Genomic DNA, 26328 nt, shown 5'->3' with positions numbered 1-26328 from the left:
AACTGCGTAGGATGAACGGCGTGATGCAAAGGAAAATCGCCTGTGATTGAATTTTTGATGTATCTGGTTTTTGGCGCAGCCCTGGGCACGCTGGGTGGATTGTTCGGCATTGGCGGCGGGTTGATCGCCATACCGCTGCTGGGCGTACTGTTCGGCCTCGATCAGCAGATCGCCCAAGGCACAGCGCTGGTGATGGTGGTGCCGAACGTGATGCTCGCGTTGTGGCGCTATCACCAGCGCAACCGCATTGAACTGCGCCACGCTTTGCCGTTGGCGAGCATGGGATTCTGCTTTGCCTGGCTGGGGTCGATCTGGGCGGTGGGCATCGATGCGCAAACCATGCGGATCGGTTTCGTTGCGTTCCTGGTGGCGCTATCGGTCTACAACCTGCTGCGAATGTTCACCGCCAGTGCGCCCGGCGCTTCGCAGATGAACTATTCGTGGCCATGGCTGGGTGTGCTGGGCGCTGCATCCGGTGTGATGGGCGGATTGTTTGGTGTGGGCGGGGCGGTGGTGGCGACGCCGGTACTGACCAGTGTGTTCGGCACCAGTCAGGTGGTGGCGCAGGGGCTGTCGCTGGCATTGGCGCTGCCCAGCACGGGCGTCACGCTGGTGACGTACGCCGTGCACCACCAGGTCGACTGGCTGATTGGCGTGCCCTTGGCGATTGGAGGCCTGATGAGCATCAGTTGGGGCGTGAAAATCGCCCACGCGCTGCCGGAGCGACTGCTGCGCGGGCTGTTCTGTGGCTTCCTGGTGTTTTGCGCGGTGATGCTCGCGTTTAAAGTTTGAAGCCTTCGATGATGTGCTCGGCCAGGCACTCGGTAATCGGTGACGGGTTGTGCAGGTTGCGCACCAGCATGATGCTGGCTTCTGGCAATATCGGCAGATCCTCGGCTTTACCGAGAATGCGCATGTCCGGGGTGATCAGGCTTTCCAGTTGCGCTGTGACCGCGAGGCCAGCACTGACTACTGCCATGATCGCCGACAGGCTGTCGCTGTTGTACGCCACGCGGTAATCGCGCCCTTGGGCATCAAGGGCATTGCAGGCCCACAAGCGGCAGAAACAATCGCTGTTGAACATCGCCAGAGGCAACGGCGTCTGTTCGTGGGCGCTGTAGCACTGCGCCTCGGCCCAGACAAAACGCTCCTTGCGCAACAACTGACCGATTTCATTGCCCGGCTCGCGGGTAACGATGGACAGGTCGAGGTCCTGCCGCATCAGCAGTTGTTTCGAGGATTCGCAGTGCACTTCGATCTGGATCAGCGGATAGGACTGGGCAAACTGCCGCAAAATCCCCGGCAGGAAACGCATCACATAATCGTCCGGCGTACCGATGCGCACCATGCCGACCATGTCCGGCTCGCGCAGCGTATTGAACACCTCGCTGTGCAGCTTGAGGATGCGCCGCGCATAACCGAGCAGCACCTGACCTTCGGCGGTCAGGCGCACTTGCCGCCCGTCACGCTGGAACAACTGGCGTTGCAGCACATCCTCTTCCAGCCGCTTCATCTGCATGCTCACCGCCGACTGGGTGCGATTGACCAGTTCACCGGCACGGGTAAAACCACCCTGGTCGGCAATCGCGACGAAGGTGCGCAATACGTCGGTATCGATACTCGGGTAGGCCGACATTCATCAATCTCCGAGATATGTGACATCAGAAACATTCGTTGGATTGATCTTAGACCCGGCGCGAGACTGGAGCCATCCAAACGGAGGGCAACAAGATGAAAGGTCAACATGAGTTTCAAGGCACGGAACACCATTCGGTTCACCTGATCTCCGATCTGCTGCACAAGGTCAGCCGCTGGTACGAACTGCATCGCGAGCGCGAATTGCTGGCGAGCCTGAGCGACGAGGCACTCAAGGACATCGGCATGAGTCGTGCGGATGTGGAGAGCGAGTCGATCAAGCCGTTCTGGAATGACCCGATGCATAAATGATGGGAGCCACGCTACACAAACCCCTTACCGGTGAGGTAGGTTGCGAGCAGACAAGGAGATGCCCATGCCCGCAACATTGTCCTTTACCCTCAAACAGGCTCGGCGTCTGGCGCTGGCCGCCCAAGGGTTCAACGGGCGCCAGTCGCCAGCGACGATCAAGGCTGTTGCGCTCAATCGCCTGATCGAACGGCTGGGCATCTTGCAGATCGATTCAGTCAATGCGTTGGTGCGTTCGCACTACCTTCCGCTGTTTTCCCGCCTCGGCAATTACTCATCCGATTTGCTCGATCAGGCTGCCTGGAGTCAGGGTCGCCGTCGTACGTTGTTCGAGTATTGGGGGCATGAAGCTTCGTTGCTGCCTCTGTCGATGTACCCGTTGATGCGCTGGCGCATGCAGCGCGCGAGCCGTGGCGAAGACATTTATCAGCAATTGGCGCGCTTTGGTCATGAACAGCAAGACACGATTCGTCGGGTGCTGGCTTCGGTCGAGGAGCAGGGCGCGCTGGGGGCTGGCAGCCTGTCGACCCGTCAGGAGCGGGCCGGACCATGGTGGGACTGGAGCGCGGAAAAGCATGCACTGGAATGGTTGTTCGCCGCTGGCGAGGTAACTGTGGCCGGGCGTCGCGGATTCGAACGACTTTATGATTTGCCGGAGCGGGTGATTCCTTCGGCGATCCTTGCGCAACCGCCTCTGAATGAAGCCGAAGCGCAGCGTGGACTGTTGCTGCATGCAGCGACCGCGTTGGGCGTCGGCACGGAAAAGGACCTGCGCGACTACTTTCGACTCAATCCCGCGGACAGTCGTCCGCGTCTGGCGGAGTTGGTCGAGGCGGGCGAGTTGCTCACCTGTGAAGTTCAGGGCTGGAAGCAACCGGCCTATTGCCTGCCCGAGCCCAAGGTGCCGCGCAAGGTCGAGGCCAGTGCATTGCTGTCACCTTTCGATTCGCTGATCTGGGAGCGCAGCCGGACGGAGCGTCTGTTCGACTTTCGCTATCGGCTGGAGATTTACACGCCGCAGGACAAGCGGGTCTACGGCTATTACGTCTTGCCGTTTTTGCACAACGAACGGATTGCTGCACGGGTTGATCTGCGTGCGGAGAGGGCGGCGGGGCGATTGGCGGTGCACGCGGTGCATGAGGAAACGTCGGGGCTGGATGACGAGGGGATGCTGGCGCTGGCGGTCAATCTGCGGCAGATGGCGGATTGGCTGGGGTTGGCGCAGGTTCAGTTGAATTGCCCGCGGGCGAGTGCGGACAGGTTACGGGTTGCATTGGCACAGGTTGATGGTGACTGAGTTGACGCCATCGCTGGCAAGCCAGCTCCTACAAGGGGTTGCACATTCCTGTAGGAGCTGGCTTGCCGGCGATAAGTGCGACGCGATTTAGCGTCGAACCTGCTTCAAGGTTTCGGCAATCAAAAACGCCAGTTCCAGCGACTGATCGGCATTCATCCGCGGGTCGCAATGGGTGTGGTAGCGATCCGACAACCCATCTTCGGTAATCGGTCGCGCACCGCCAATGCACTCGGTGACGTTTTGCCCGGTCATCTCGATGTGGATACCGCCGGCATAGGTGCCTTCCGCTTCGTGGACCTGGAAGAACTGCTTCACTTCACCCAGGATCTGCGCGAAATCGCGGGTCTTGTAGCCGCTGCTGGCCTTGATGGTGTTGCCGTGCATCGGGTCCGAACTCCACAGCACTTGCTTGCCTTCGCGCTGTACCGCACGGATCAGCTGTGGCAAGTGATCGCCGACCTTGTTCGCGCCCATCCGCGCAATCAGGTTCAGGCGGCCCGGGTCGTTGTCCGGGTTGAGCACGTCGATCAGACGAATCAGGTCGTCCGGGTTCATGCTCGGGCCGACTTTGACCCCGATCGGATTGTTCACCCCGCGCAGGAATTCGACGTGGGCGCCGTCGAGCTGACGGGTGCGGTCGCCGATCCACAGCATGTGCGCCGAGCAGTCGTAATAATCGTTGGTCAGGCTGTCGCGACGCACGAAGGCTTCTTCGTAGTTCAGCAGCAGCGCTTCGTGGGCGGTAAAGAAACTGGTTTCGCGCAGTTGTGGCGAAGTGTCCATGCCACAAGCGCGCATGAATGCCAGGGTTTCATCGATGCGGTCGGCCAGATGGCTGTACTTTTCCGCCAGGGCCGAGTTGGCAATGAAGTCCAGGTTCCACTTGTGCACCTGATGCAAATCAGCAAACCCGCCCTGGGCGAAGGCGCGCAACAGGTTCAGGGTGGCGGTGGATTGGTGATACGACTGAAGCAGGCGCTCCGGGTCCGGCACGCGGCTTTTCTCGTCGAAACCGATGCCGTTGACGATATCGCCACGGTAGGCGGGCAGGGTCACGCCATCGATGGTTTCGTCGTTGGCCGAACGCGGCTTGGCGAACTGCCCCGCCATGCGCCCGACCTTAACCACCGGGCAACCGGCCGCAAACGTCATGACAATCGCCATTTGCAGCAACACCTTGAAGGTGTCGCGGATCTTCGCCGCGGAGAATTCGGCGAAACTCTCGGCGCAATCACCGCCCTGCAACAGGAACGCGCGACCCTGAGTCACCTCGGCAAACTGACGACGCAATTCCCGGGCTTCACCGGCAAACACCAGCGGCGGATAGCTGGCCAGCGTTTGCTCGACCTGCTGCAGATGCGCAGCGTCGGGATATTGAGGTTGTTGCTGGATCGGCAGGGCGCGCCAGCTGTCAGGACTCCAGGGTTGGCTCATCATCATCTCTAGTGTTTTACGCTCGGACGTCCATGTTATCAGCAATTAGTGCGTGACCTGTTCCCGTCGCTTCGCGGACAATCGCGCCTTTGCCGCTTCATGTTGCGGCGCATCGCGTCGCCGGGTCCGGTGACGATCAGGAGACGAAATGACTGAGGAGCGCGTCGAGCATTTGCTCGCCGAGGTGCAGGACGAGTTTGGTGTGATTCGCGTGCTGGAGGTGGCTGATTACCGTTTTCTCGAATTCGGTGATGCCATCGAGCAAAGCTGTGTGTTTACGGCCGATCCGAGCTGGCTCGAATACGACTACACCCGGGCGATGCTGATTGGCGCGCTGTGCCATGAGCAACCGGAAAGCGCACTGTTCCTCGGTCTTGGTGCGGGTACGCTGACCCAGGCCTGCCTCAAGTTCCTGCCGCTGGAAGATGTCGAGGCCATCGAGTTGCGCCCCGACGTCCCGCGTTTGGCTATCGAGTACCTGGGGCTGGATGACGATCCGCGCCTGTATATCCGGGTGGGCGATGCGCTGGAATTGCTCGATACCGCAGAGCCGGCGGACCTGATTTTTGTCGACCTCTACACCGACGTCGGTCCTGGTGTCGGGCATTTGGCCTGGAGCTTTCTGGAAAACTGCCAGAAACGCCTGAATCCCGGTGGCTGGCTGGTGATCAACCAGTGGGCCACCGACGATGGCAAACCGTTGGGCGCCGCATTGCTGCGCGGGTTGTATCACCGCCACTATTGGGAGCTGCCGGTGAAGGAGGGCAATGTGATTCTGATCGTACCGTCCGAACTGGATCAGGAGCTGGACATGCAAGGCCTGACGGCTCGTGCCGAAGCGCTGGCGCCACTGCTGGGGTATTCGTTGCAGTCGTTGATCAAGAGCATTCGCCCGGCCACTTGAAAGTTAGAAAAATTGCTGTGGCGAGGGGGCAAGCCCCCTCGCCACAAAGGGTGTGTCAGTGACCTTTGAAGACTCCGGGCCGCCGCTCAACCATTGATCGCACACCCTCCCGGGCATCCTCGCTGGCCATCAATTTCTTCACCAGCGGCGGCAACCCCTGCGCCGCAGCGGTTTCACCTTCATAGCGCGCCTGCCGTGCCGACATCAGCGTGGCCTGAACGCCAAGCGGTGCCTGCCGGGCAATGCGCTCGGCCAGTTCAATCGCCCGGGGCAGCAGATCTTCACTGGCCATGACTTCCTGCACCAAGCCCAGGTGCAGCGCATCGTGGGCATCGAACTCATCGCCGGTCAGCAGCCAACGCATCGCATTGCCCCAGCCAGCGACTTGATGCAGTCGCAGGGTGGCGCCGCCGAACGGGAAAATGCCGCGCTGCACTTCCATCTGTGCGAACCGGGTGTTGCTGGCGCACAGGTTGATGTCGGCCGCCAGCATCAATTCGATGCCGATGGTCAGGCAGTAGCCTTGTGCTGCAACAATCACCGGTTTATTGACCCGCGGACCCGCGAACACGCCCCACGGATCACAACCGCCGGGTGGTACCTGCCAGCCTTCGGCCAGTGTCACGCTGGCATCCACCAGATCGAGCCCGGCAGTAAAGTGCTCTCCATGGCCGAACACCACGGCCACCCGCGCTTCGGTGTCGGCTTCAAACTCGCCGTAGGCCAGGCTCAGTTCATTGAGCAGGTCGAGATCAAAGGCATTGCGCTTGGCCACCCTGTCCAGGCCGATCAGGAATACATGACCGCGCCGTTCACGGCTGACGCGACTGGAGCAAGGCTGATTCATGGAGCGGTCCTCGGGGCGGGAAAGGCGTGTCAGACCGGCGGTCTGCACGGCATGGGGTGAACCGTTTTAGCGCCATCACCCGCAAGGCCGGGCCCTTTGAAAAGTAGACGGTCGAGCGATAATCCGCAAAGCCGGTGACACAAAGGTGTATTCGGCGCATTTCTGATAAAAAAAGCTCCCTTTTCGGGCTAATTCCGGTATAGTGCGCGCCGGCCTTTAACCGGGCCGCGTTTAGGTAGCGCAATTCCCCGAAGCCAGCTTCGGCTGCACGTCCGCCCCGCGGACTCTTCCTTGACGATTCTTTTCATTCATTCGTTTTCGCAAATCCCCGCCGACAAAGCTGCCAGGGCGACTCTTGAGTCTCAACACGGCACGCGCAGCTTTGGAGCATGGGTCTTTGCGGATGCACTTAGAGGCAGACCCATGACCCAGGAAACCGGCGGCTTCGCCGCTTTTAATCTTAATCCGAATATTCTTGCAGCCGTCATCGCGACCGGCTACGAAGAGCCTTCGGCTATTCAGCAGCAATCGATCCCGATCATCATGGCCGGTCACGACATGATTGGTCAGGCGCAAACCGGTACGGGTAAAACCGCTGCGTTCGCCCTGCCGATCCTGCATCGCATCGATCCTGCAAAGCGCGAGCCGCAAGCCCTGATCCTGGCCCCAACTCGTGAGTTGGCGCTACAAGTTGCAACCGCTTTCGAAACCTATGCCAAGCAAATGCCGGGCGTAACTGTTGTGGCTGTCTACGGCGGCGCGCCGATGGGCCCACAATTGAAAGCAATCCGTAATGGCGCACAGATCGTTGTCGCCACTCCGGGCCGTCTGTGCGATCACCTGCGTCGCGACGAAAAAGTACTGGCGACCGTGAACCACCTGGTTCTCGACGAAGCCGACGAAATGCTCAAGCTGGGCTTCATGGACGACCTGGAAGTTATCTTCAAGGCGCTGCCTGCAACCCGTCAGACCGTATTGTTCTCGGCCACCTTGCCGCAGTCGATCCGTGCCATTGCCGAACGCCACCTGCGCGATCCGCAACACGTGAAGATCCAGACCAAGACCCAGACCGTTACCGCGATCGAACAGGCTCACCTGTTGGTTCACGCTGACCAGAAGACTTCGGCCGTTCTCAGCTTGCTGGAAGTGGAAGATTTCGACGCCCTGATCATGTTCGTGCGCACCAAGCAAGCGACCCTGGATCTGGCCAGCGCCCTGGAAGCCAAAGGCTACAAAGCCGCTGCGCTGAACGGTGACATCGCCCAGAACCAGCGTGAGCGCGTGATCGACTCCCTCAAGGATGGCCGTCTGGACATCGTTGTGGCGACCGACGTTGCTGCTCGTGGTCTGGACGTTCCGCGCATCACTCACGTGTTCAACGTTGACATGCCGTACGACCCAGAGTCCTACGTTCACCGTATCGGCCGTACCGGCCGTGCCGGTCGCGAAGGTCGTGCACTGCTGCTGGTGACTCCACGTGAGCGCCGCATGCTGCAAGTGATCGAGCGTGTAACCGGTCAGAAGGTTGCTGAAGTTCGCCTGCCGGACGCTCAAGCCGTTCTGGATGCGCGCATCAAGAAACTGACCAACAGCCTGTCGCCGCTGGTGGCTGAAGCCGAATCGACCCACGGTGATCTGCTTGATCGCCTGACCGCCGACATCGGTTGCAGCCCACGTGCCCTGGCCGCAGCCCTGCTGCGCAAGGCTACCAACGGTCAAGCGCTGAACCTGGCCGCTATCGAGAAAGAGCGTCCACTGGTGCCGAACAACGCACCGCGTGGCGATCGTCCAGAGCGTTCCGGTGATCGTCCTGAGCGTGGTGACCGCGAGCGTCGCGCTCCGATGCCACTGGGTGAAGGTCGTGCACGTTGCCGTACCGCGCTGGGTGCGCGTGACGGTATCGCTGCCAAGAACCTGCTGGGCGCCATCCTCAACGAAGGTGGTCTGGCACGTGAAGCGATCGGTCGCATCCAGGTGCGTGACAGCTTCAGCCTCGTCGAGCTGCCGGAAGATGGTCTGGAGAAGTTGCTGACCAAGCTGAAGGACACTCGCGTTGCCGGTAAGCAGTTGAAGCTGCGTCGCTACCGCGAAGATTGATCCGCTCTCGGGCTGATTGATCGAACATAAAAAATCCCCGACTGGTTCGGGGATTTTTTTTGCCTGGAAAAAGATCGCTAGCCGAAGCGATAGATGTCCATGCCAAGTGCTCCCAAGGTGAACCCTTGATGCGCAAAGCTGAAGTCGCCACCGGCAGCGCGAGCAAAGTACAGCGGCAGCAGGTGTTCATCACTCGGATGATTTCGCACTGCATTCGGTGCCTGTTGGCGATAGTCATGCAATGCGGCTTCATCGTTCGCCGCCAGTTTCTCAATCATCCAGTCACGGAAGGATTGTGCCCAGGGCTCGACGCTTTCCGGGCCGGCGTGCCAGTCGAGCTCCCGCAGATTGTGGGTAATGCTGCCCGAGCCGATCAAAAGCACGCCATGTTCGCGAAGACTGGCCAAGGCATGCCCGACGCGGGTTTGCAGGGCAGGACCGCCACGGGTGGGCAGGGAAACCTGAACAATCGGGATATCCGCCTGCGGATACATCAACGACAAGGGGACCCAGACGCCATGGTCGAACGGTCGCTGGCTGTCGAGGCGCGCGGCAAGGTCATTGGACCTCAACAGCTCCACAACCTCTGCGGCCAACGACGGGTCCCCCAGTGCCGGGTACTGCACGTCGAACAAGGCTTTTGGGAAACCGCCGAAGTCATGCCAGGTTTCAGGTTGCGGATTTGCGCTGACCAGCAGCTCATGGCTTTCCCAGTGCGCAGAAACAATCACGATGGCCTTGGGTTTTGGCATCTCGGCGGCAAGACGCGCGAGGGCCGGTCCGCTGGCGCCTGGTTCGAGGGCCAGCATGGGGGAGCCATGGGATATGTAAAGGCTGGGGAACATGAAAGCGCTCCTGAGAGTTAAGATGTCACCATCTTCAATCAGTCATTGATCTAAATCTAATATAAGTTTTAGGGTGTTTTGATCGAATTTTCGGGGTTATTTATGCAGCCGGAGTTTTGGCACAAGAAGTGGGCATCGAACCAGATCGGCTTTCATCTGCCGCAGGTGAACCCTCATCTGAAGCGGTTCTGGCCAGCGTTAAGCCTTGAAGAAGGCGCACGCGTGTTGGTGCCGTTATGTGGGAAGAGCCTGGATTTGCTGTGGCTCGCCCACCAAGGTCATGAGGTCCTGGGGGTCGAACTGTCGGAAAAGGCCATTGAGGAATTTTTCAGCGAACATGGCTTTGATCCGGCCGTCAGCGAGCAGGGTCCGTTCAAGGTTTATCGGGCAGGCTCCATCGAGCTGTGGTGCGGTGATTTCTTCGAGCTGACGGCCGGCGATGTTGCCGATTGCACGGCGCTGTATGACCGCGCCGCCTTGATCGCGCTGCCGACAGAAATGCGAGAGCGCTATGCCGTTCATTTGAAGCGGATACTGCCGAAGGAGTCCCATGGCCTGGTGATTACCCTGGACTATGACCAGACGCAAATGCCCGGCCCGCCGTTCGCTGTACTCGATGATGAGGTACAGCGGTTGTTCGGGGACTCGTGGGCGCTGAAGATTCTGGAAGATCAGGATGTGTTGAGCGAGAGCGGGAAGTTTCTGGAGGCGGGTGTCACGCGGCTTGAGGAGCGGGTGTATCGGGTTTCCAGTCGGTAGAGGCGTATTGTTTTTGCTGGCTTCATCGCGAGCAAGCTTGCTCCCACAAGGGTTCTGCGGTTTTCACGGATCCCATGTAGGAGCAAGCTTGCTCGCGATGAGGCCCTCACAAACACCCCAATGATCAGCAAACAAAAAAAGGCCCGCATCACTGCGGGCCTTTTCTATTTGTACAACGACTGTTAGCCCCGACGACGTGCCAGAGCGTCGATACGCTCTTCCAGCGGCGGGTGGCTCATGAACATGCGGGCAAAGCCTTGCTTGATGCCACCGTTGATGCCAAAGGCATTCAGGGTGTCCGGCATGTGCACCGGCAGCCCCTGTTCGGCGCGCAGGCGTTGCAGGGCGCCGATCATCGCGGCAGTACCGGCCAGGTTTGCACCGGCCTCGTCGGCGCGGAACTCACGCTTGCGCGAGAACCACATGACGATGGAGCTGGCGAGGATGCCCAGAACAAGTTCGGCGAAGATGGTCGCCACGTAGTAGGCAATGCCCTGGCCTTCTTCGTTCTTGAAGATCACTTTGTCGACGAAGTTGCCGATGATCCGTGCGAAGAACATCACGAAGGTGTTCACCACGCCCTGGATCAGCGCCAGGGTGACCATGTCGCCATTGGCAACGTGGCCGATTTCGTGAGCCAGAACGGCTTTCACTTCGTCCGGCGAGAATCGCTCGAGCAAACCCTGGCTGACCGCGACCAACGCGTCGTTCTTGTTCCAGCCAGTGGCGAAGGCGTTCGCCTCGTAGGCCGGGAAGATACCGACTTCGGGCATCTTGATCCCGGCTTCGCGGGACAGTTGCTCGACGGTTTGCAGCAGCCATTGCTCATGACGAGTGCGTGGCTGGGTGATGATCTGGGTGCTGGTGCTCATTTTCGCCATCCACTTGGAGATGAACAGCGAGAACAGCGAACCTGCGAAACCAAAGACCGCACAGAAAATCAGCAGCTGATTGAGGTTGAGATCAACCCCATTGGCCGCCATGAACCCGTTGAAGCCGAAAAGGCTCAGGGTGATGCTGGCAATCAGCACGACCGCCAGGTTAGTGGCCAAAAACAGCAGGATGCGCATCATGGTTGTAGAAATCTCCTTGAGCTAAAGATGTAGCGTACTGCGGGGTATATAAGGTGCTGCACCGGGGTATTCAACCGGGTGACTATTTCAAACTGTGTCCTACGACAACAGCTTAGCTGTTTGCAGGACATTTCCGAGGTGAAAGACGGAAGTGTTTGTAAGTCAATTGACGTCACGAACCCCGGAGTCGTTAGACACAGGAAGGTACGACGTTATCGGTTGAGGGTAGCTGCAGCAGTGAATGACAGCGCGTCAGCAAGTGTTGCTGAATGAATCACCGTGCGACGTGTGTCACACGGTGAACAGACCGCTTACTGGCGATAGGACTTGAGGAAGTTGCCGATACGCCCGATGGCCATGTCCAGGTCGTCCACCCGTGGCAGGGTCACGACACGGAAGTGGTCCGGCCATGGCCAGTTGAACGCAGTGCCTTGCACCACCAGCAGCTTCTCGGAAAGCAGCAGGTCCAGAACGAATTTCTCGTCGTTGTGGATCGGGCAAACTTTCGGGTCGATGCGCGGGAATGCATACAGCGCGCCCATCGGCTTGACGCAGCTCACGCCCGGAATGTCGTTGAGCAACTCCCAGGTGCGGTTGCGTTGCTCCAGCAGGCGGCCCTGCGGCAGCACCAGGTCATTGATGCTCTGATAGCCACCGAGTGCGGTCTGGATCGCGTGCTGGCTCGGTACGTTGGCACACAGGCGCATGTTGGCCAGCATGTCGATGCCTTCGATGTAGCTCTGGGCGTGGTGTTTCGGGCCGGAAATGGCGATCCAGCCGGAGCGGAAGCCGGCCACGCGGTAAGACTTGGACAGACCGTTGAAGGTCAGGCACAGCAAGTCCGGCGCCAGAGAGGCGGTGCAGATGTGCACGGCATCGTCGTAGAGAATCTTGTCGTAGATCTCGTCGGAGAACACCACCAGATTGTGCTGGCGGGCCAGCTCCAGCATGCCCAGCAACACTTCCTTCGAGTACACGGCACCGGTCGGGTTGTTCGGGTTGATGATTACCAGCGCCTTGGTGTTCGGGGTGATCTTGGCCTTGATGTCCGCCAGGTCCGGCCACCAGTTGGCTTGCTCGTCGCACAGATAATGCACCGGATTACCGCCGGACAGGCTCACCGCAGCAGTCCACAGCGGATAGTCAGGCGCCGGGACCAGCACTTCGTCGCCGTTGTTGAGCAGGGCCTGCATCGACATCACGATCAGTTCGGAAACGCCGTTACCCAGATAGATGTCTTCAATGCCGACGCCTTCCACCTGCTTTTGCTGGTAGTACTGCATGACGGCCTTGCGCGCGCTGAACAGGCCCTTGGAGTCGCTGTAGCCTTGTGCCGTCGGCAAATTGCGGATCACGTCCTGGAGGATTTCATCCGGCGCTTCGAAACCAAAAGGCGCAGGGTTGCCGATGTTCAGCTTGAGGATGCGATGGCCTTCCTCTTCCAGGCGTTTGGCGTGCTTGAGCACTGGGCCGCGAATGTCGTAGCAGACGTTGGCGAGCTTGTTCGATTTGCTGACCTGCATGGCGATGTGTTCCCGAAAATGAACGATCCAGGCGGCGAGTGAACAGCCGTACTGGGAATCCTGCGTATTCACACAGGCCTGACGCCTTGAGATGCAGCACCCATAAAACCGTTTGAATGCGCGTGGTCTGGCTGCCAGACTGGGCTTTGACGAGGCGCAATCATACGTGCCGCCCGATCAGTGGAAAAGGTACAGATCGGGCTTTTTCAGCTGCAGAGGTGTGATGATGGAAAAGTTGGAAAAAACCCAGGAAGAATGGAAAGCAATGCTCGATCCAGAGCAATACAACGTGTGCCGTCTAAAAGGCACCGAACGACCATTCTCCGGCAAATACAACGCCACCAAGACAGACGGTGTGTACCACTGCATTTGCTGCAACGAGCCACTGTTCGACTCCCAAACCAAATTTGATTCCGGCTGCGGCTGGCCGAGCTTCTACGCGCCGATCGGCGACAATGCGATGACCGAGATCCGCGATGTCAGCCACGGCATGATCCGCACCGAAGTGGTTTGCGCCAAATGCGATGCCCACCTGGGGCATGTGTTCCCGGACGGTCCTCCGCCGACCGGACTGCGTTATTGCATCAACTCGGTGTGCCTGGACCTGGTACCGCGCTCGTAATGCGACGCCTCGCTATTCCCCTGTAGGAGCTGGCTTGCCAGCGATGGCGCCCTTAAATGCGATGCAGTATTTGAGGGCCTCTTCGCTGGCAAGCCAGCTCCTACAGTAAAAAAGCATGGGACAGATCAATTATTTAAATTGCACACAATTCAATTGCTCGCTATTTTTGTGCATCGTCCTTCCAATCGGAAACCTGAACCATGAGCGACAATCTGCTGAGCATTCCTTGCACCACCATCAAGGGTGAGCAAAAGACCCTGGCGGATTTCGCCGGCAAAGCTGTGTTGGTGGTCAATACCGCCAGTAAATGCGGCTTTACCCCGCAGTACAAAGGTCTGGAAGAGCTGTGGCAGACCTACAAGGATCAAGGTCTGGTGGTACTCGGTTTTCCCTGCAACCAGTTCGGCAAGCAGGAACCGGGCAACGAAGGGGCGATTTCCGAGTTCTGCGAGCTGAACTTCGGTGTCAGTTTTCCGCTGTTCAAAAAGATCGATGTCAACGGCTCTGATGCCCATCCGCTGTTTGTGCAGTTGAAAAAACGTGCGCCGGGTCTGTTGGGTTCCCAAGGGATCAAGTGGAACTTCACCAAGTTTCTGATCGGCAAGGACGGGAAACTGGTCAAGCGCTTCGCTCCGGCAACCAAACCGCAGGACCTGACCCGCGAGATCGAAGCCCTGCTCAAATGAATACCTTGTCCGCCGATTCCCTGAAACTCGACAGCCAGCTCTGCTTCAAGCTGTACGCCGCGTCCCGGGCGGTGATTCGCGCCTACAAGCCGATGCTCGATCAATTGGGCCTGACGTACCCGCAATACCTGGCGATGCTGGTGTTGTGGGAGTGGCAGGAAGCCGCGCCGCAGCAGCCCACCGTCAAGGCGTTGGGCGAGCGACTGGCCCTGGATTCCGGCACGCTGACGCCGTTGCTCAAGCGCCTCGAGCAACTGCAATTGGTCCAGCGCCAGCGTTCGGCGCGGGACGAGCGTGAGGTGCATCTGAGCCTGTCTCCAGCCGGGCAGGCCTTGCGTGAACAGGTCGGACCGCTCAAGGCTCGGCTGTTATGCGACAGCGGGGTGGATCTGGACCGCTTGAATGACTTGCGCAATGGTCTGGACCAACTGCTGGGGCAAATCAAGGCGCTGTCATAGTGGGGATCCATAAATCCAACAGGGCGGCCAGCTCCTCGCGCCTGAAGGGTTTGGCCAGATAGTCGCTCATGCCTGCCGCACGGCAACGTTCGCGTTCTTCGGACATGGCGTTGGCCGTCAGCGCAACAATAGGCAGATGTGGCCAACGTCCGCTGCGGCGGATATGCCGACTGGCTTCATAGCCGTCCATCACCGGCATGTTGCAGTCCATCAGGACCAGATCGAAATCCCGCAGCTCCAGATGATCCAGCGCCTCGGCCCCGTGGGTGGCGGTCACCACCTCACAGCCGAGTTTGCCGAGCATGCCCTTGGCCACCAGCTGATTGACCGGATTGTCCTCCACGAGCAGCACGCGCCCGCGCCGCAGGAGGTTCAGTGTGTCGGGACGAGCCTTGTTGAGTGTGGAGTGTTCCGGTTGCAGGATTCGTTGCAAGGACTGGTACAGCGCAGTGCGTGCCAGGGGCCGTGCCTGTTGCTGCAGTGGAGCGAGTGCGCTGACCTCTTCGCTGGGCATGAAGTTACCGTAGGCGGTCACCAGCAGAATCGGAGCGGTAACGGTCGGGCGCAGGTTGAACAGGCATTCGGGGCAGTCGGTGATCAGGATGTCGAGTTCGACGCCGATCAGCGGGTCATCGATGGAGCGCCGCTGAAATTCGAGTCCCCAGGCCGGCAACACGGTACTCAGCAGCTCTGCCAGGCCACTGCTGGCGGCAGTGATCGCAATGACCTTGCCTTGGAGTGGTGCGGGCTCAATCGAGCGTGTGTGACTGGGTAACGGCAGAATCGCGCAAAACTGGCTGCCAAAACCCGCCTCGGAGCTGATCGTCAGGCGTCCCTGCATGGCTTCGCAGAGGTTGTAGGTCAACGCCAAGCCCAATCCCGTGCCGCCGAATTGCCGAGTGATGCCGGCACCGGCCTGGGTGAACGGCTGGAAAATCTTGAACTGGGCGTCCTGAGGGATACCGATGCCGGTGTCGCAGACTTCGATTCTGACTCCGCCTTCGAATGCCGACAGGCGCACGTCGACTCGACCGAAGCGGGTGAATTTGAGGGCATTGGAAAGAAGGTTACTGACGATCTGCCGAACGCGGGTCGGATCGCCGAGCACCAGCGCCGGGAAATGCGGATCGATCAGGCAGGTCAGCTCGACGCTTGGCGCGGCGTTCTGTGACAACAGGTTGGCGGTGTCTTCGATCAGTGAGCCGAGATCAAACGGGATGTTTTCGAGTTCGAGCTGGCCGGCATCGAATTTCGACAAATCAAGAATATCGTTGAGCAGTTCCACCAGGACTTTGCCCGAGTCATGGGCGATGGACAGTTGTTGCTGTTGTTCGGCAGTGAGCGGTCCGTCGAGGGACAGGGCAATCATGCCCAGCAACCCGTTGAGGGGCGTGCGGATTTCGTGGCTCATGTTGGCCAGGAACACCGAGCGCGCTTCGGCCATATCCAGTGCCGTGCTGCGGGCGATTTCCAGTTCCTGATTGGACTGGCTGAGCCGGGCATTGATGGCCTTGAGTTCGGTGGTGCGGGCCGAGACGATGTTTTCCAGTTGGCCGAGGTAATCGGTCAGGCGGTTTTCGGCGTTGCGCCGCTGCTGGATTTCGGTGGCGATATTATTGAATTGCCGGTTGGCAACCTTGACCAGCACGCCGATTTCATCTTTGGCATGCCCCGCAGGACACTCCAGCGTCGTGGGTTCCGGGCTGCGCGGATCACGGATGCTGAGTTCGCGAATCACCCGTACCAGCGGTTTGGTCAACATCACATAGAAGAGCGCCAGCAGGATGCCCGTCAGGATCAGGCTGCGCGCAAAGCCATTGAGCAGCGTGACTTCTGCTCGACGCAGGAACCGGTTGCCGAAGGGGTAGGTGTCGACATCGAGCCGCAACGTACCGAGGGATTCATTCGGGAATTGACCCAGATAAAGGCGATCCTCGAAGCGTCGGTTGGCACCGAACAGGTAGTCGCTGATCACCCGATAGCTGCTCTCCATGGCCGGGCGCTTGATGTTGGCCAGCACGGTGCCGTTGTTATCGGTCAGCTTGGCGCCAATGATTGCCGGTGAGCGCAACAGGCCCTGGGTGAGTTCCTTGGCGAGTTCGGCGTCGATGTTATAGGCGATTCGCGAGGCCGGGTTGTGGCTGATTTCCAGCAAAGACAGGATTTCACGATTGATGGAGGCGTCTTCGCTGGCATAATCGATGCCTATTTGTACAAGGCTGAGCAGCGTGCCCAGAATGAAACCGACCAGCACGGTAAGCCGTGCTTGTTTGTACGAGAGCCGGTGGGTGAATTTGATATCCATGGGCGGATGGGCCACTTCCTTTTCTTTTCGCTGCTCAGCATAGTCGATCATGCCTGGCGACCGATGTTCTTGCGTGCCTGATACAACCGGGTAAGTCGCTCACCGGACGCTGTTTTTCGTCGTTCTATTGCCATCATTACTGTGAACGTGCCCGAGGAGAAGTCGTGGATTCCCGATTGAATGCTTTTCTTGAACGTGCCGATGCCGTTCTGGCCCGTATCGAACCGTTGTTGCCGGCCCCCCGGTCAGCCATTGACTGGACTCAATGTCTGGCCGCGCGCTGGCAACGAGAGGGGCGCAGCGGCTTTTTGTTACCGTTGGAAGTCAGTCTCGACATGCGTCTGTCCGACCTGATCGGCGTCGATCGGCAAGTCGAACAGCTGGGCCGAAATACCCAACAATTCCTGGATGGCATGCCCGCCAACCACGCATTGCTGTGGGGCTCGCGTGGTACGGGTAAATCATCGCTGGTGCGTGCCTTGCTGGCCGAGCACGCCAACGCCGGTCTGCGTTTGATCGAGATCGAGCGCGATCACCTGGCGGATCTGCCTCGTGTGGTCGAACAGATCGCCAAATTGCCCCAGCGTTTCGTGCTGTTTTGCGATGACCTGTCGTTCGAGTCAGGCGAGGGTGACTACCGGGTGCTGAAAAGTGTACTCGATGGCTCGCTGGAACAGGCACCGGATAACGTGCTGTTGTACGCCACGTCCAACCGTCGCCACCTGGTGCCGGAAAAGGAAAGCGATAACGAAAACTGGAAACGCGTCGACGGTGAACTGCATCCCAGCGAGGCGGTGGAAGACAAGATCGCGCTGTCGGACCGGTTTGGGTTGTGGTTGTCGTTCTACCCGTTTACCCAAGACCACTTTCTCAACGTCGTCGAGCACTGGATCGGTCAGTTGGCCGACAAGTCGGGCCTGGCGTGGCAGCGCACCGAAGAACTGGACATCCTGGCCGTGCGTTGGGCCACTGGCCGCGGCAACCGCAATGGACGTTGCGCGTATCAATTTGCCCGTTATTGGGTTGGGCTGAAGTTGTTGGAGCACAAGGCATGATCGATTTACAAAAGAGCGGCCAGGGCCTCGAAGGTTACGGCATGTTGCATGCGCAACTGGAGTCTTTGCTGGCGGACGAGCGGGATTTCATCGCCAATGCCGCGCAGTTCTCGGCGTTTCTGTTCAATCAGCTCGATGACCTGAACTGGGCCGGCTTCTATCTCAATCGCAACGAAGAACTGGTGCTTGGCCCATTCCAGGGGCAGATCGCCTGCGTGCGAATTCCGTTCGGCCGTGGTGTGTGCGGGGCGGCAGCGGCGACCTTGCAAACCCAGTTGGTGGAAGACGTGCACGCGTTTCCCGGGCACATTGCCTGCGACAGTGCATCGAACAGTGAGCTGGTTGTGCCGCTGGTCAAGGATGGTCGATTGATCGGCGTGCTTGACCTCGATAGCCCGAAACTGGCGCGCTTCACTGCGCAGGATCAGAAAGGCATCGAACAGTTGGCAGCGATTTTCCTGCGCCTCACCGACTGCTGATCAACCGGTCAAACCAGCCTTGGCCAGCAAGCCTGCCGTGTCCACGGTATCGATTTGCTGGGGATCGAGAAAGCGCTGGGCGTACTGCAAATAGATGTGTGCGTCGATGAACAGCCCGAACAGTTCGGGATCGATGTGAGCATCACGGCACATGAAGGCCATGATCCCCAGCGCTTCGCTCAAGGTCTTGGCTTTCTTGTAGGGACGATCGGCGGCGGTCAGCGCCTCGAAAATATCGGCAATCGCCATCATCCGTGCCGGCAGGCTCATGTCTTCGCGCTTCAGGCGTTTTGGATAACCGGTGCCGTCCATTTTTTCATGGTGACCGCCAGCCAGTTCCGCGACGGTGCGCAGGTGGCCGGGGAAGGGCAGGTGGTTGAGCATCAGAATCGTCTGCACCATGTGGTGATTGATGATGTAACGCTCCTCGCTCGTCAGCGTGCCCCGGACAATGCTCAGGTTATACAGCTCGCCCCGATTGTATTTGCAGGTCGGTACATCGAGTTTGAACCCCCAGGGGTTATCGTCCGGGATTCGTTCGCTGTCAGCGCGCTCGAACAGGTGTTCAGGTTTGTCCGCCAGCAACGCTTCATCGACGGGCAGGGAGGGCGCGGGTGTTCGGGCCTGGCGCCGGTTTTCTTCCCAGGACACACCTAGCCGGTCATCCAGGGTTCGACGCCAGGTCCGTTGGGCCAACGTGCGCAAGCGCTGCAAGTCCGCTTCGGCCATGGCTTCGCCACCGAGATTGCAGCGGGCGACGAAGGCGAAATCATCATCCAGTCCGGCCAGGTCGGCATCGCGCTGCTGCGCTAGCTGCTGTTCATCGTTTCCCTGGGCAATGGCTTGCCAATACTTGATCCAGACATCGCGTTTGAGCACCTCGAAACGGGTGCGGACTTCGTGGATGCGGTCGTTCAGGGTTTCCAGTTTCGTGGCCTTGTCGACAACGTATTCCGGCGTGGTGACCTTGCCGCAATCGTGCAGCCAGGCGGCGATGTGCAGCGCTTCCCAATCATCTTCGGTGGGTTGATAGCTTTTGAAGGCCGGCGCCTGGCTGGCGGCCGCCGCTTGGGCGAGCATCAGCGTCAGTTCCGGCACGCGCTGGCAATGACCGCCCGTGTAGGGGCTTTTGGCGTCGATCGCGCCGGCCAGTAATTGAATGAAAGCATCCAGCAGCTGCTTCTGCCGGGCTTGCAGGCGCTGGCTTTCAATACTGACGGCGGCCGCGCCGGACACCGCCTGGAGAAACGCGATGCGGTCCGGTTTGAGTTTTTCCAGGTCATTCTGGCTGCCGCTGTCGGGCAAAAGAAAGACCAGCAGACCCACGGTTTCGTTATGCCGATTGTGCAGACGGATACCGATCAGGTGAACCCGCGGACATTCCAGTGCGAGCATCACCTTCTGCAAATCCCCCGCCTGTTCGAACCCGAGACTGCTGACGATATTGTCGACCGTTGCCAACTGGTGCATCCATTGAGGGCTTTGTGAGTCCTGTAGCGAGTGCCCTCCGATGTCGAAAGACGACCAGTCCTCGGCGCTGTTATTGAGTACCAACCCTTGGGGTTCCATGCGATCCCCGTCACCTTCGCGCAGGTAAATCAGCCCGGCCTGGGCCTGGCCGATTTTCACGGTTTCGAACAGCACCCGCTGCAGCAACGGTGCAAAACGGGTTTCAGCGCTCAGGCTGTCAGTGATCTGGAAGAAACTGGCCAACGTGTCTTTCATACGCGCCATCGACACGCTGAGCTGGTCCACTTCGAGCACCGGAGAGCGACGGGAAGCCGGAAAATTGAAGTCGAAACTGCGAATCGCATCGGCTTCCTGCACCAATGCCCGTAGGGGTTTGACCAGAACTCTTGATGTCAGCCATCCCAAAGGCAAACACAACAATAACGTTGCGAGCGTAATCAGGGTGCCTTGCCAGCGCATGCGGTAGGCGTCGACGAGCAACTCGTCCTCGGGCACCAGCAGTGCCAATTGCAGTCCATTGGGCCCGCCTTCCTGCATGCTGCTGCGGGCCACGATCCATTGCCGGCCATCGGCGTTCAGGCGATTGCCTTGGGGAGGGCTTTTGAGCAGGGCGCCAAGACTGGGGCTCAGGTCGGCAGCCTTGGCGAGACGGGCGGTCTGATCGGCGATGATCAGCTTGCGGCTGTCGGGGTAGGCGATGGCATTGCCCTCGGCATCGAACAGCACGATTTCAGTGTTGGGGGTCACGACATGCTTGGCCAGGGTTGCGCTGAGTTCGGCCAGGGTCAGGTCAGCGCCTATGACCGCGTTATCGCCGCTGCGGCGGGCCAGCGTCGTGCCGATGTCATGGGTGGAGAAAAAGATATAAGGCTCGGTGGTAATTTGATTCTCGGCACTGCTGGCGTTGGTAAACCAGGCGCGGCTGCGTGGATCGTAAGTGTCGCCTGGGTTGTCCTGGCGGCTGAGCAAGGTCAGATGTTGATCGAAGAATAACGATTGCGAACGGGGCTGACCGTTGTTGTCATGCTCGATGCTCCACACCTGATAGTCCGCTGTCTCGGGGGCCTTGAGCAGGTTTTTCAGAGGCTGGTTGCGCAGCGGGCGAACCATGAAAAAATCACCATTGCCATAACCCAGGTACAGCGAGGCCAGATCGGGATTGTCCTTGAGGGACTGGCTGAACGGTTTGAGCAGCGCCAGGCGTTGTTCCAGGTCAGGCGCCTGACTCGCCGGGTTGGTCGCCAGCAGGCTCAACAGTTGACGAATCGGTTCATAAGTGGCGTGCAGGTCCAGCCGGACATCCTGCTCGATGCGATTGAAGAGTTTTTCACTGCTGGAAAGGATGATTTGTGTGGTTTGCCGATAATTGAAGATGCCCAGCACCACCCCGGTCAGCAACAGCAGGAAGGTGAACATCACGCTGATATGGACGTGCAGCGAAAACCTGCGTGGGTCCGGGTGCAGTGGGCTAGGCATTGCAGGCTCTCCAGGAGGGTTAACGCACTGCTCAGCGATCAAGCATAGTTAAGGCTCAGTCATTCTGCTTTCGTCGTTTTGGCTGATTTGCTGCTGTAATACGTGCTCCAGCTCTACCATGGCGCGCTCAAGGGTTTTTCTGTATTTGGCTATTTCTTCATCATTGAAAGCCCCATGGCAGGCGGCTTCGAGCGCCTCGCAGCTTTCGATCAAGCGGGAGGCTTGTACGATGCGGGCAGCGCCTTTGATTTTGTGGGCGATGTCGAGCAATGCCTGTGTGTCCCCAGGCGGTGAGAGCGACTGCAGTGTTTGCAGGTCCTGACGATTGCTGTCCAGCAGTTCGGTCAGCAAGCGCCTGTCCAGCGCCGGGTTGCCTCCCGTCAGCAGGTGTAACCCCTGCAGACTGAATGCCGGCTTGCCGATGCCCGGTGTAACCCCCTCAACCCATTGACTCAAGGCATTCAGACTGAGGGGCTTGAACAGACAGTCATCCATTCCGGCTTGTTTACAGCGTTGTGTTTCTTCGGGCTGGGCGTTGGCGGTGAAGCCAAGAATGGTGCAGGGAGGACGCCGGTGTTGGCGCTCATGCTGACGAATGGCGCGGGCCAGCTCGTAGCCGCTCATGACAGGCATGTTGCAATCGGCAATCACCAGATCATACGGCCCGCCGTTCCACACCTCGAATCCTTCCCGGCCATCCATCGCGACGCTGTACCGATGCCCGAGAAACTCCAGCTGCTGGCACATGAGCAAGCGATTGGCCGAGTGATCATCGACCACCAATACATTCAACGGGGCTTTGGCGACATTGATTTTTACCTCGGCCACTGGCGGTACATGCTGCATAGGCTGTGAATCAAGCAGGAGCGATACTTCGACCTGGGTTCCGACGCCAGGCTGACTGCTCAGTTGCAGGGTGCCGCCCATCATTTCGCACAGATTTCGGCTGATCACCAGGCCCAGCCCGGCGCCTCCCCTGGCAGACTGTGCGGCGTTGTCGGCCTGGGCGAAAGGTTCGAACAGGCGCTGTTGATCCTGATCGGTAATGCCGATGCCACTGTCTTGGACATGTAAACGCAGCAGCACCTGATCGGGCTTCGCAGTGGCGTGCAGTTCGACGATCACTTTGACCTGGCCCTGCTCCGTAAACTTGATGGCATTACTGATCAGGTTCGACAGCACTTGCTTGAAGCGCAAAGGGTCGAGCAGAACATCGACTGCCGGACTGGTCGGATGGAACGCCAGTGAAAGCTCAAGCTTCTTCTGTCGAGCCAGACCTTCGAAAATCCGCACCACCGACGCCACGAGTTCCCCGGGATTGACACGCTCCGGGCTCAGGCTCAGGTGCCCGGATTCAATCCGGGCGATGTCGAGAATGTCGCCGATCAGATCCAGCAAATCCTTCGCCGAGTTGTACGCGACATCGATGGCCGGGCGATCCGGGTGCCGCTGGTCTATGCGCTTGAGGGTCAATTCGAGCATGCCGATGATCGCATTCATCGGCGTACGTATTTCATGGCTCATCGTTGCCAGAAACGTGCTTTTGGCGCGGTTCGCGTCATCGGCACGCTCTTTTGCACACCGTAGGTCATCGAACAGTTGTCGCCGCTCACTGATATCGATCCAGCCTCCGATGATGCCTTGCACTTCACCGCGCGAATCCCGGTAGGGAAGTATCCAGTGATAAATCGTCAACCGCCGGCCACCGATGTGCAGCTCGCGATCGACAATCAACGGTCGTCCTTCGGCAACGACACACTGGTAGTCGGCCTGAAACTCCCGGGCTTCGAACACATTGCTGATGTTGCCGTGCATGACGCTTTTGCCAATGACGTCTTCGCGTTTGGCGCTGAACGCTTGCAGGTAGCTGTCGTTGCAGCTTTGCAGCAGGCCCTGGCGATCGCGTACGTAAATGGGGTGAGGGGTGCCATTGACCAGCGACCGCATGAACTCGAACTGGTCGCTCAGTGCGCGCTCGGCGGCTTTGCGCTGTTTGATCTGGCGTCGCATGTAGTCATTCCAGGCAACGGAAATCAGCAACAACACGCCCGCACCGATGACAATCTGATAGAACAGCCGGTGATAGTTGCGCCAGGTGCTTTGCGAGGAGGCTGAATAACCCCGCCAGCGGCTGTTGATGATGCCCAGCTCTTCGGGTGCGATGCTCAACAGGGCCTTTTCGAGGATGGCGTTCAGCTCCTTGGCGTCCGTCGCGGTGGCGAGGGAAAACGCAGCCTGTTCGGTGCCGATGGTGGTACTGATCTGCAATGTGTGTTCGAACAGTTGTGACGAGATGAAATAGTTGGCAATGATCAGCGAGTTCACCGCCCCTTCGGCCTGCCCCTCGGCCAGCATTTCCACGGCACTGAACGTGTCCGGGGTTTCGATCAGTTTGATACGGGGAAACTCCTTGCGCAGGTAACTCATGAGCGGATTGCCACGGGCAATGGCCAGACGCTTGTCACCCAGTTGCGAAAGGTTGGTCGGGCTGCCGGCGGCTTTACGGGTTAACAGGACGTAGGAGTTTTCAAGAAACGGGCGGGTAAAGTTAAGCGTGGTTTGGCGTTGGCTGCTGGGGAGCAGGGCGGCGATCACATCGGCCTGGTTGTCTTTGATTTGTTCGATCATCTCTTCATCGCTTCGGCTGCGACGGATATCAAAGCGCAAACCGGTGCGAAGCCGGATCAATTCGAGCAGGTCCGCCGTGACGCCGCGAAACTTGCCGTCACTGTCAAAAAACGTCAGCGGAGCAAAGGCTTCATTGACCACTACACGTACGATTGGATGTTGCGTCAGCCAGCGCTCTTCACGGTCGGTCAGTTGCAGCTTTTGGTCCGTCAGGAGAATGTCACTGCCCGCGCTCCAGCGTTTGGCGATGTTTTCCCGTTCGCTGGCGGGGATGGCCGCGATCAGCGTGTTGATGATGCCGAGCAATTCCGGCTGATTCTTGCGTACGGCAAAGCTGAACCCATGGGCTTCATGTTTGCCGAAGTTGGCCATGCGGATATTGTTCAGGTAGCCCTTGTTGATCATGTAATGGGTTGAAATGGTATCGCCCAGGAAAACGTCTGCCTGGTCGAAGGCTACGGCGTTGATCGCATTCTGGTAAGAAGGATACGACGTGATAATTGCCTTGGGGTACAAGGCCTTGACCTCCGACAGCGGTAAGTAGTGGTACACCATGCTCAACCGCAGACCCGCAAGACCTTCGGTCAGGGACCGGGTTTCGCCTTCGCGGGTCACCAGGACGGGTTGGTCTACGGCATAGGGCGTGGACAGGACGATGTCGGCATGGCCCGCTTCGAATCCATTGGCGGTGCCGAGCAGATCCACTTCGCCGTTCTCGAGCGCCGCGATTGCCGCGCCTCGGGATTCGAAGCGCTGAACCTTGATGGGCAATCCGGTTACCTTGCCCAGGATGCCGGCGTAATCAGCGGTATACCCTTCGTAGTCGTGACGGCTGGTGGTCAGGTCAAAGGGTGGATAATCCGGGGCGGATGTTCCGAGGCTCAGTTCACGCTTCTGTTTGAGCCATTGCTGTTGTGATTCATCCAGTCGAACTTCCACATGCCCGGCCTTTGAACGACTGAGCAACGTGTAGTTCTCACTGGTCTGTGCCGCGGACACTGAAGCGCTGAGGCATAAACCCGCTATCACCCGTATCAAATAATCCTTTAAACGACTGGGCATCCAGGTTCTCACACAAGTGCGTTACGTTTTGCCATCTCGATGAGTTCAACCAGAGATTGGGCCTTGAGTTTTTGCATGAGTCGTTTTTTATAGGTGCTGACGGTCTTGTTACTCAGGAACATACCTTTGGCAATTTCCTTGTTGGTGCGCCCTTGTGCAAAAAGTTGCAGAACCATCAGCTCCCGGTCATTCACTGATTTGAAAAGTTCCAGTTCTGCGCAACGCTCATCATCGCCACGAACGGGATTCAGAGCTTCGCTTGGGAAGTAGTTGTAACCTGACAGGACCGCTTTTATCGCACTGACCAACTCACTCAGGTCCTCTTGTTTACACACATATCCGGAGGCTCCTGACTGCATGCAACGGATACCGAAAAGTGTTGGGCATTGTGCTGTCAGTACCAGTGTTTTAATTGGAGTACTCATGGCGTTGAAACGGGAAAGCACTTCCAGGCCATCCAGCTTGGGAATGCTGATGTCGAGAATCACCAGGTCAGGCATGCATTCGCGAACCATCTGCATGGCATCGACCCCGTTGTCAGTTTCGCCGACAACTTTGAAACCTTCGTGTTCCAGTAACATTCGAACGGCAAGGCGGATGACGGGGTGGTCGTCGACAATAAAAACGGAGTTCATAATCAAATCCCATGCGAGCTCAAATAAAGCGCGCACCTTAGCTCAGATAGTTTGGGTCACGTATGAACTGACTGAGCTGTAGCAGCAATATAGGATAAGTCCTACGTATGAAAGAGAATCGGACTACGCGATGATTGGTTTTTTTATAAGATATCTTGAAAGATCAAGCTGTTTAGTTGTGGTCCCTGATGTCTTTTTTCGTAAGTTTTATAAAGCGTGTTTATCTGGTTTTTTGATGCTTTTTTATAGAGATGCCAAGGTCAACAAGTTTCTGAATTCTGTTTGTTTCAACGGTTTTGTCAGGTATCCCAATAATGGCAATCCGTATTGAGTCGCTTTTTTTTCCAGCCCGTCCAGTTCGATAGAGGTCAGGCTGCTCAGAAGAATGGCCTGTCTGATCATTCCACGGTGACTGGCGAACTGCACCAGATCAAGACCTGTCAGGTCAGGTAAACATTGATCACATAACAGAATGTCGAAAGGTTGCACGGCTCCGAGCATTTCATCCACGGCGCCTTTGGCGCTGTCCGTGGCGGTTAGTTGGGTGAAGCCATAACTTTCAAGCAAGTATTGAGTCGCTCTGAGCTGGAAGGGGTGGTCTTCCACCAGGAGAATGCGTAGATCGTCTTTGGCCATGGAACACTCTTCATCTGTCGAGCAGAGGGATATAGATTGTTCCGTGATAAACACAGACCTGGCGATCAGTTTGCTCAGCGTGTGCTGTAGGGC

The 26328-nt window shown here is 58.4% G+C and carries 22 protein-coding genes; 11 read left to right on the top strand and 11 right to left on the bottom strand.

Annotation, left to right across the window (positions count from 1 at the left end):
• Positions 1-42 precede the first annotated feature (42 nt).
• Entirely contained in the window at positions 43-792 is a 750-nt protein-coding gene (locus QYH43_RS19600; protein ID WP_095061126.1) for a sulfite exporter TauE/SafE family protein, read from the top strand.
• Here the strand turns inward: QYH43_RS19600 and QYH43_RS19595 are convergent.
• Positions 782-1636, bottom strand: a complete 855-nt coding sequence (locus QYH43_RS19595) for a LysR substrate-binding domain-containing protein (RefSeq protein WP_301157862.1) — start codon at positions 1634-1636, stop codon at positions 782-784. The two genes, QYH43_RS19600 and QYH43_RS19595, sit on opposite strands and share 11 nt — an antisense overlap.
• A 95-nt stretch (positions 1637-1731) precedes the next feature.
• On the opposite strand from QYH43_RS19595, the gene QYH43_RS19590 reads away from it, so the two are divergent.
• Together QYH43_RS19590 and QYH43_RS19585 are read left to right on the top strand one after the other, a co-directional pair.
• Positions 1732-1947, top strand: coding sequence for a DUF1127 domain-containing protein (locus QYH43_RS19590; protein WP_095152881.1), 216 nt, complete (start codon positions 1732-1734; stop codon positions 1945-1947).
• A gap of 64 nt (positions 1948-2011) precedes the next feature.
• Complete coding sequence (locus tag QYH43_RS19585; protein ID WP_095061120.1) at positions 2012-3241, top strand: winged helix-turn-helix domain-containing protein; 1230 nt, start codon at positions 2012-2014, stop codon at positions 3239-3241.
• An 87-nt stretch (positions 3242-3328) separates the two neighbouring features.
• Here QYH43_RS19585 and QYH43_RS19580 read toward each other — a convergent pair whose 3' ends face one another.
• Positions 3329-4675: a class II 3-deoxy-7-phosphoheptulonate synthase gene (locus QYH43_RS19580; protein ID WP_095061118.1), complete on the bottom strand. Its 1347-nt coding sequence runs from the start codon at positions 4673-4675 to the stop codon at positions 3329-3331.
• A gap of 148 nt (positions 4676-4823) precedes the next feature.
• Between QYH43_RS19580 and QYH43_RS19575 the strand changes: the two genes are divergently transcribed.
• Positions 4824-5579, top strand: a complete 756-nt coding sequence (locus QYH43_RS19575) for a spermidine synthase (protein WP_301157861.1) — start codon at positions 4824-4826, stop codon at positions 5577-5579.
• Positions 5580-5634: 55 nt separating this feature from the next.
• Here the strand turns inward: QYH43_RS19575 and QYH43_RS19570 are convergent, their stop codons facing one another.
• A complete protein-coding gene (locus tag QYH43_RS19570) occupies positions 5635-6426 on the bottom strand; it encodes a crotonase/enoyl-CoA hydratase family protein (protein WP_301157860.1) in 792 nt (263 codons plus the stop codon).
• A gap of 423 nt (positions 6427-6849) precedes the next feature.
• Here QYH43_RS19570 and QYH43_RS19565 point away from each other — a divergent pair, with 423 nt between their 5' ends.
• Positions 6850-8523, top strand: a complete 1674-nt coding sequence (locus tag QYH43_RS19565) for a DEAD/DEAH box helicase (RefSeq protein ID WP_095061111.1) — start codon at positions 6850-6852, stop codon at positions 8521-8523.
• Between the two features lie 77 nt (positions 8524-8600).
• Here QYH43_RS19565 and QYH43_RS19560 read toward each other — a convergent pair whose 3' ends face one another.
• Complete coding sequence (locus QYH43_RS19560) at positions 8601-9368, bottom strand: class III extradiol ring-cleavage dioxygenase (RefSeq protein WP_301157859.1); 768 nt, start codon at positions 9366-9368, stop codon at positions 8601-8603.
• Positions 9369-9470: 102 nt separating this feature from the next.
• Here QYH43_RS19560 and QYH43_RS19555 point away from each other — a divergent pair, with 102 nt between their 5' ends.
• Positions 9471-10127 (top strand): thiopurine S-methyltransferase, encoded by a 657-nt coding sequence (locus tag QYH43_RS19555; protein WP_301157882.1) that lies wholly within the window; start codon positions 9471-9473, stop codon positions 10125-10127.
• A 182-nt stretch (positions 10128-10309) separates the two neighbouring features.
• Here QYH43_RS19555 and htpX read toward each other — a convergent pair whose 3' ends face one another.
• Together htpX and QYH43_RS19545 are read right to left on the bottom strand one after the other, a co-directional pair.
• The gene (gene htpX / locus QYH43_RS19550) at positions 10310-11200 is read right to left on the bottom strand and encodes a protease HtpX (RefSeq protein WP_095061105.1); all 891 of its coding nucleotides are present in this window, start codon (positions 11198-11200) and stop codon (positions 10310-10312) included.
• Positions 11201-11511: 311 nt separating this feature from the next.
• Entirely contained in the window at positions 11512-12723 is a 1212-nt protein-coding gene (locus tag QYH43_RS19545; RefSeq protein ID WP_008030363.1) for a pyridoxal phosphate-dependent aminotransferase, read from the bottom strand.
• Between the two features lie 226 nt (positions 12724-12949).
• On the opposite strand from QYH43_RS19545, the gene msrB reads away from it, so the two are divergent.
• The 3 genes from msrB (at position 12950) to QYH43_RS19530 (ending at position 14489) form a co-directional block, all read left to right on the top strand.
• Positions 12950-13345, top strand: a complete 396-nt coding sequence (gene msrB / locus QYH43_RS19540; protein ID WP_095061103.1) for a peptide-methionine (R)-S-oxide reductase MsrB — start codon at positions 12950-12952, stop codon at positions 13343-13345.
• A gap of 200 nt (positions 13346-13545) precedes the next feature.
• Entirely contained in the window at positions 13546-14031 is a 486-nt protein-coding gene (locus tag QYH43_RS19535; RefSeq protein ID WP_095061102.1) for a glutathione peroxidase, read from the top strand.
• Entirely contained in the window at positions 14028-14489 is a 462-nt protein-coding gene (locus QYH43_RS19530) for a MarR family winged helix-turn-helix transcriptional regulator (protein WP_301157858.1), read from the top strand. The genes QYH43_RS19535 and QYH43_RS19530 overlap by 4 nt, the downstream gene beginning before the upstream one ends.
• Here the strand turns inward: QYH43_RS19530 and QYH43_RS19525 are convergent.
• Complete coding sequence (locus tag QYH43_RS19525) at positions 14473-16794, bottom strand: response regulator (RefSeq protein ID WP_301157881.1); 2322 nt, start codon at positions 16792-16794, stop codon at positions 14473-14475. The two genes, QYH43_RS19530 and QYH43_RS19525, sit on opposite strands and share 17 nt — an antisense overlap.
• 164 nt (positions 16795-16958) lie before the next feature.
• Between QYH43_RS19525 and QYH43_RS19520 the strand changes: the two genes are divergently transcribed.
• On the top strand, positions 16959-17849 hold the full coding sequence (locus QYH43_RS19520) for an ATP-binding protein (RefSeq protein ID WP_095152882.1): 891 nt from the start codon (positions 16959-16961) through the stop codon (positions 17847-17849).
• A complete protein-coding gene (locus QYH43_RS19515) occupies positions 17846-18328 on the top strand; it encodes a GAF domain-containing protein (RefSeq protein WP_301157857.1) in 483 nt (160 codons plus the stop codon). The genes QYH43_RS19520 and QYH43_RS19515 overlap by 4 nt, the downstream gene beginning before the upstream one ends.
• Here the strand turns inward: QYH43_RS19515 and QYH43_RS19510 are convergent, their stop codons facing one another.
• The 4 genes from QYH43_RS19510 to QYH43_RS19495 form a co-directional block, all read right to left on the bottom strand.
• The gene (locus QYH43_RS19510) at positions 18329-21274 is read right to left on the bottom strand and encodes an HD domain-containing phosphohydrolase (protein WP_301157856.1); all 2946 of its coding nucleotides are present in this window, start codon (positions 21272-21274) and stop codon (positions 18329-18331) included.
• 48 nt (positions 21275-21322) lie between these two features.
• Positions 21323-24964: a transporter substrate-binding domain-containing protein gene (locus QYH43_RS19505; RefSeq protein WP_301157855.1), complete on the bottom strand. Its 3642-nt coding sequence runs from the start codon at positions 24962-24964 to the stop codon at positions 21323-21325.
• 8 nt (positions 24965-24972) lie between these two features.
• A complete protein-coding gene (locus tag QYH43_RS19500) occupies positions 24973-25599 on the bottom strand; it encodes a response regulator transcription factor (protein WP_095061090.1) in 627 nt (208 codons plus the stop codon).
• A gap of 243 nt (positions 25600-25842) precedes the next feature.
• Positions 25843-26235, bottom strand: a complete 393-nt coding sequence (locus QYH43_RS19495; protein WP_301157854.1) for a response regulator — start codon at positions 26233-26235, stop codon at positions 25843-25845.
• Between the last annotated feature and the right edge of the window lie 93 nt (positions 26236-26328).

Source organism: Pseudomonas sp. C32, from assembly GCF_030417915.1.
GTDB lineage: Bacteria > Pseudomonadota > Gammaproteobacteria > Pseudomonadales > Pseudomonadaceae > Aquipseudomonas.
Note: the sequence above shows the minus strand (reverse complement) of the source record. Positions and strands in the feature narration are given on the sequence as shown.

Coding starts and splice junctions, on each gene's coding strand:
- QYH43_RS19575 (WP_301157861.1), top strand. CDS start 4,824: ATGACTGAGGAGCGCGTCGAGCATTTGCTCGCCGAGGTGCAGGACGAG.
- QYH43_RS19560 (WP_301157859.1), bottom strand. CDS start 9,368: ATGTTCCCCAGCCTTTACATATCCCATGGCTCCCCCATGCTGGCCCTC.
- QYH43_RS19545 (WP_008030363.1), bottom strand. CDS start 12,723: ATGCAGGTCAGCAAATCGAACAAGCTCGCCAACGTCTGCTACGACATT.
- QYH43_RS19595 (WP_301157862.1), bottom strand. CDS start 1,636: ATGTCGGCCTACCCGAGTATCGATACCGACGTATTGCGCACCTTCGTC.
- QYH43_RS19515 (WP_301157857.1), top strand. CDS start 17,846: ATGATCGATTTACAAAAGAGCGGCCAGGGCCTCGAAGGTTACGGCATG.
- QYH43_RS19510 (WP_301157856.1), bottom strand. CDS start 21,274: ATGCCTAGCCCACTGCACCCGGACCCACGCAGGTTTTCGCTGCACGTC.
- QYH43_RS19570 (WP_301157860.1), bottom strand. CDS start 6,426: ATGAATCAGCCTTGCTCCAGTCGCGTCAGCCGTGAACGGCGCGGTCAT.
- QYH43_RS19580 (WP_095061118.1), bottom strand. CDS start 4,675: ATGAGCCAACCCTGGAGTCCTGACAGCTGGCGCGCCCTGCCGATCCAG.
- htpX (WP_095061105.1), bottom strand. CDS start 11,200: ATGATGCGCATCCTGCTGTTTTTGGCCACTAACCTGGCGGTCGTGCTG.
- QYH43_RS19590 (WP_095152881.1), top strand. CDS start 1,732: ATGAAAGGTCAACATGAGTTTCAAGGCACGGAACACCATTCGGTTCAC.
- QYH43_RS19535 (WP_095061102.1), top strand. CDS start 13,546: ATGAGCGACAATCTGCTGAGCATTCCTTGCACCACCATCAAGGGTGAG.
- QYH43_RS19565 (WP_095061111.1), top strand. CDS start 6,850: ATGACCCAGGAAACCGGCGGCTTCGCCGCTTTTAATCTTAATCCGAAT.
- QYH43_RS19525 (WP_301157881.1), bottom strand. CDS start 16,794: ATGGATATCAAATTCACCCACCGGCTCTCGTACAAACAAGCACGGCTT.
- QYH43_RS19585 (WP_095061120.1), top strand. CDS start 2,012: ATGCCCGCAACATTGTCCTTTACCCTCAAACAGGCTCGGCGTCTGGCG.
- QYH43_RS19495 (WP_301157854.1), bottom strand. CDS start 26,235: ATGGCCAAAGACGATCTACGCATTCTCCTGGTGGAAGACCACCCCTTC.
- QYH43_RS19530 (WP_301157858.1), top strand. CDS start 14,028: ATGAATACCTTGTCCGCCGATTCCCTGAAACTCGACAGCCAGCTCTGC.
- msrB (WP_095061103.1), top strand. CDS start 12,950: ATGGAAAAGTTGGAAAAAACCCAGGAAGAATGGAAAGCAATGCTCGAT.
- QYH43_RS19500 (WP_095061090.1), bottom strand. CDS start 25,599: ATGAACTCCGTTTTTATTGTCGACGACCACCCCGTCATCCGCCTTGCC.
- QYH43_RS19555 (WP_301157882.1), top strand. CDS start 9,471: ATGCAGCCGGAGTTTTGGCACAAGAAGTGGGCATCGAACCAGATCGGC.
- QYH43_RS19505 (WP_301157855.1), bottom strand. CDS start 24,964: ATGCCCAGTCGTTTAAAGGATTATTTGATACGGGTGATAGCGGGTTTA.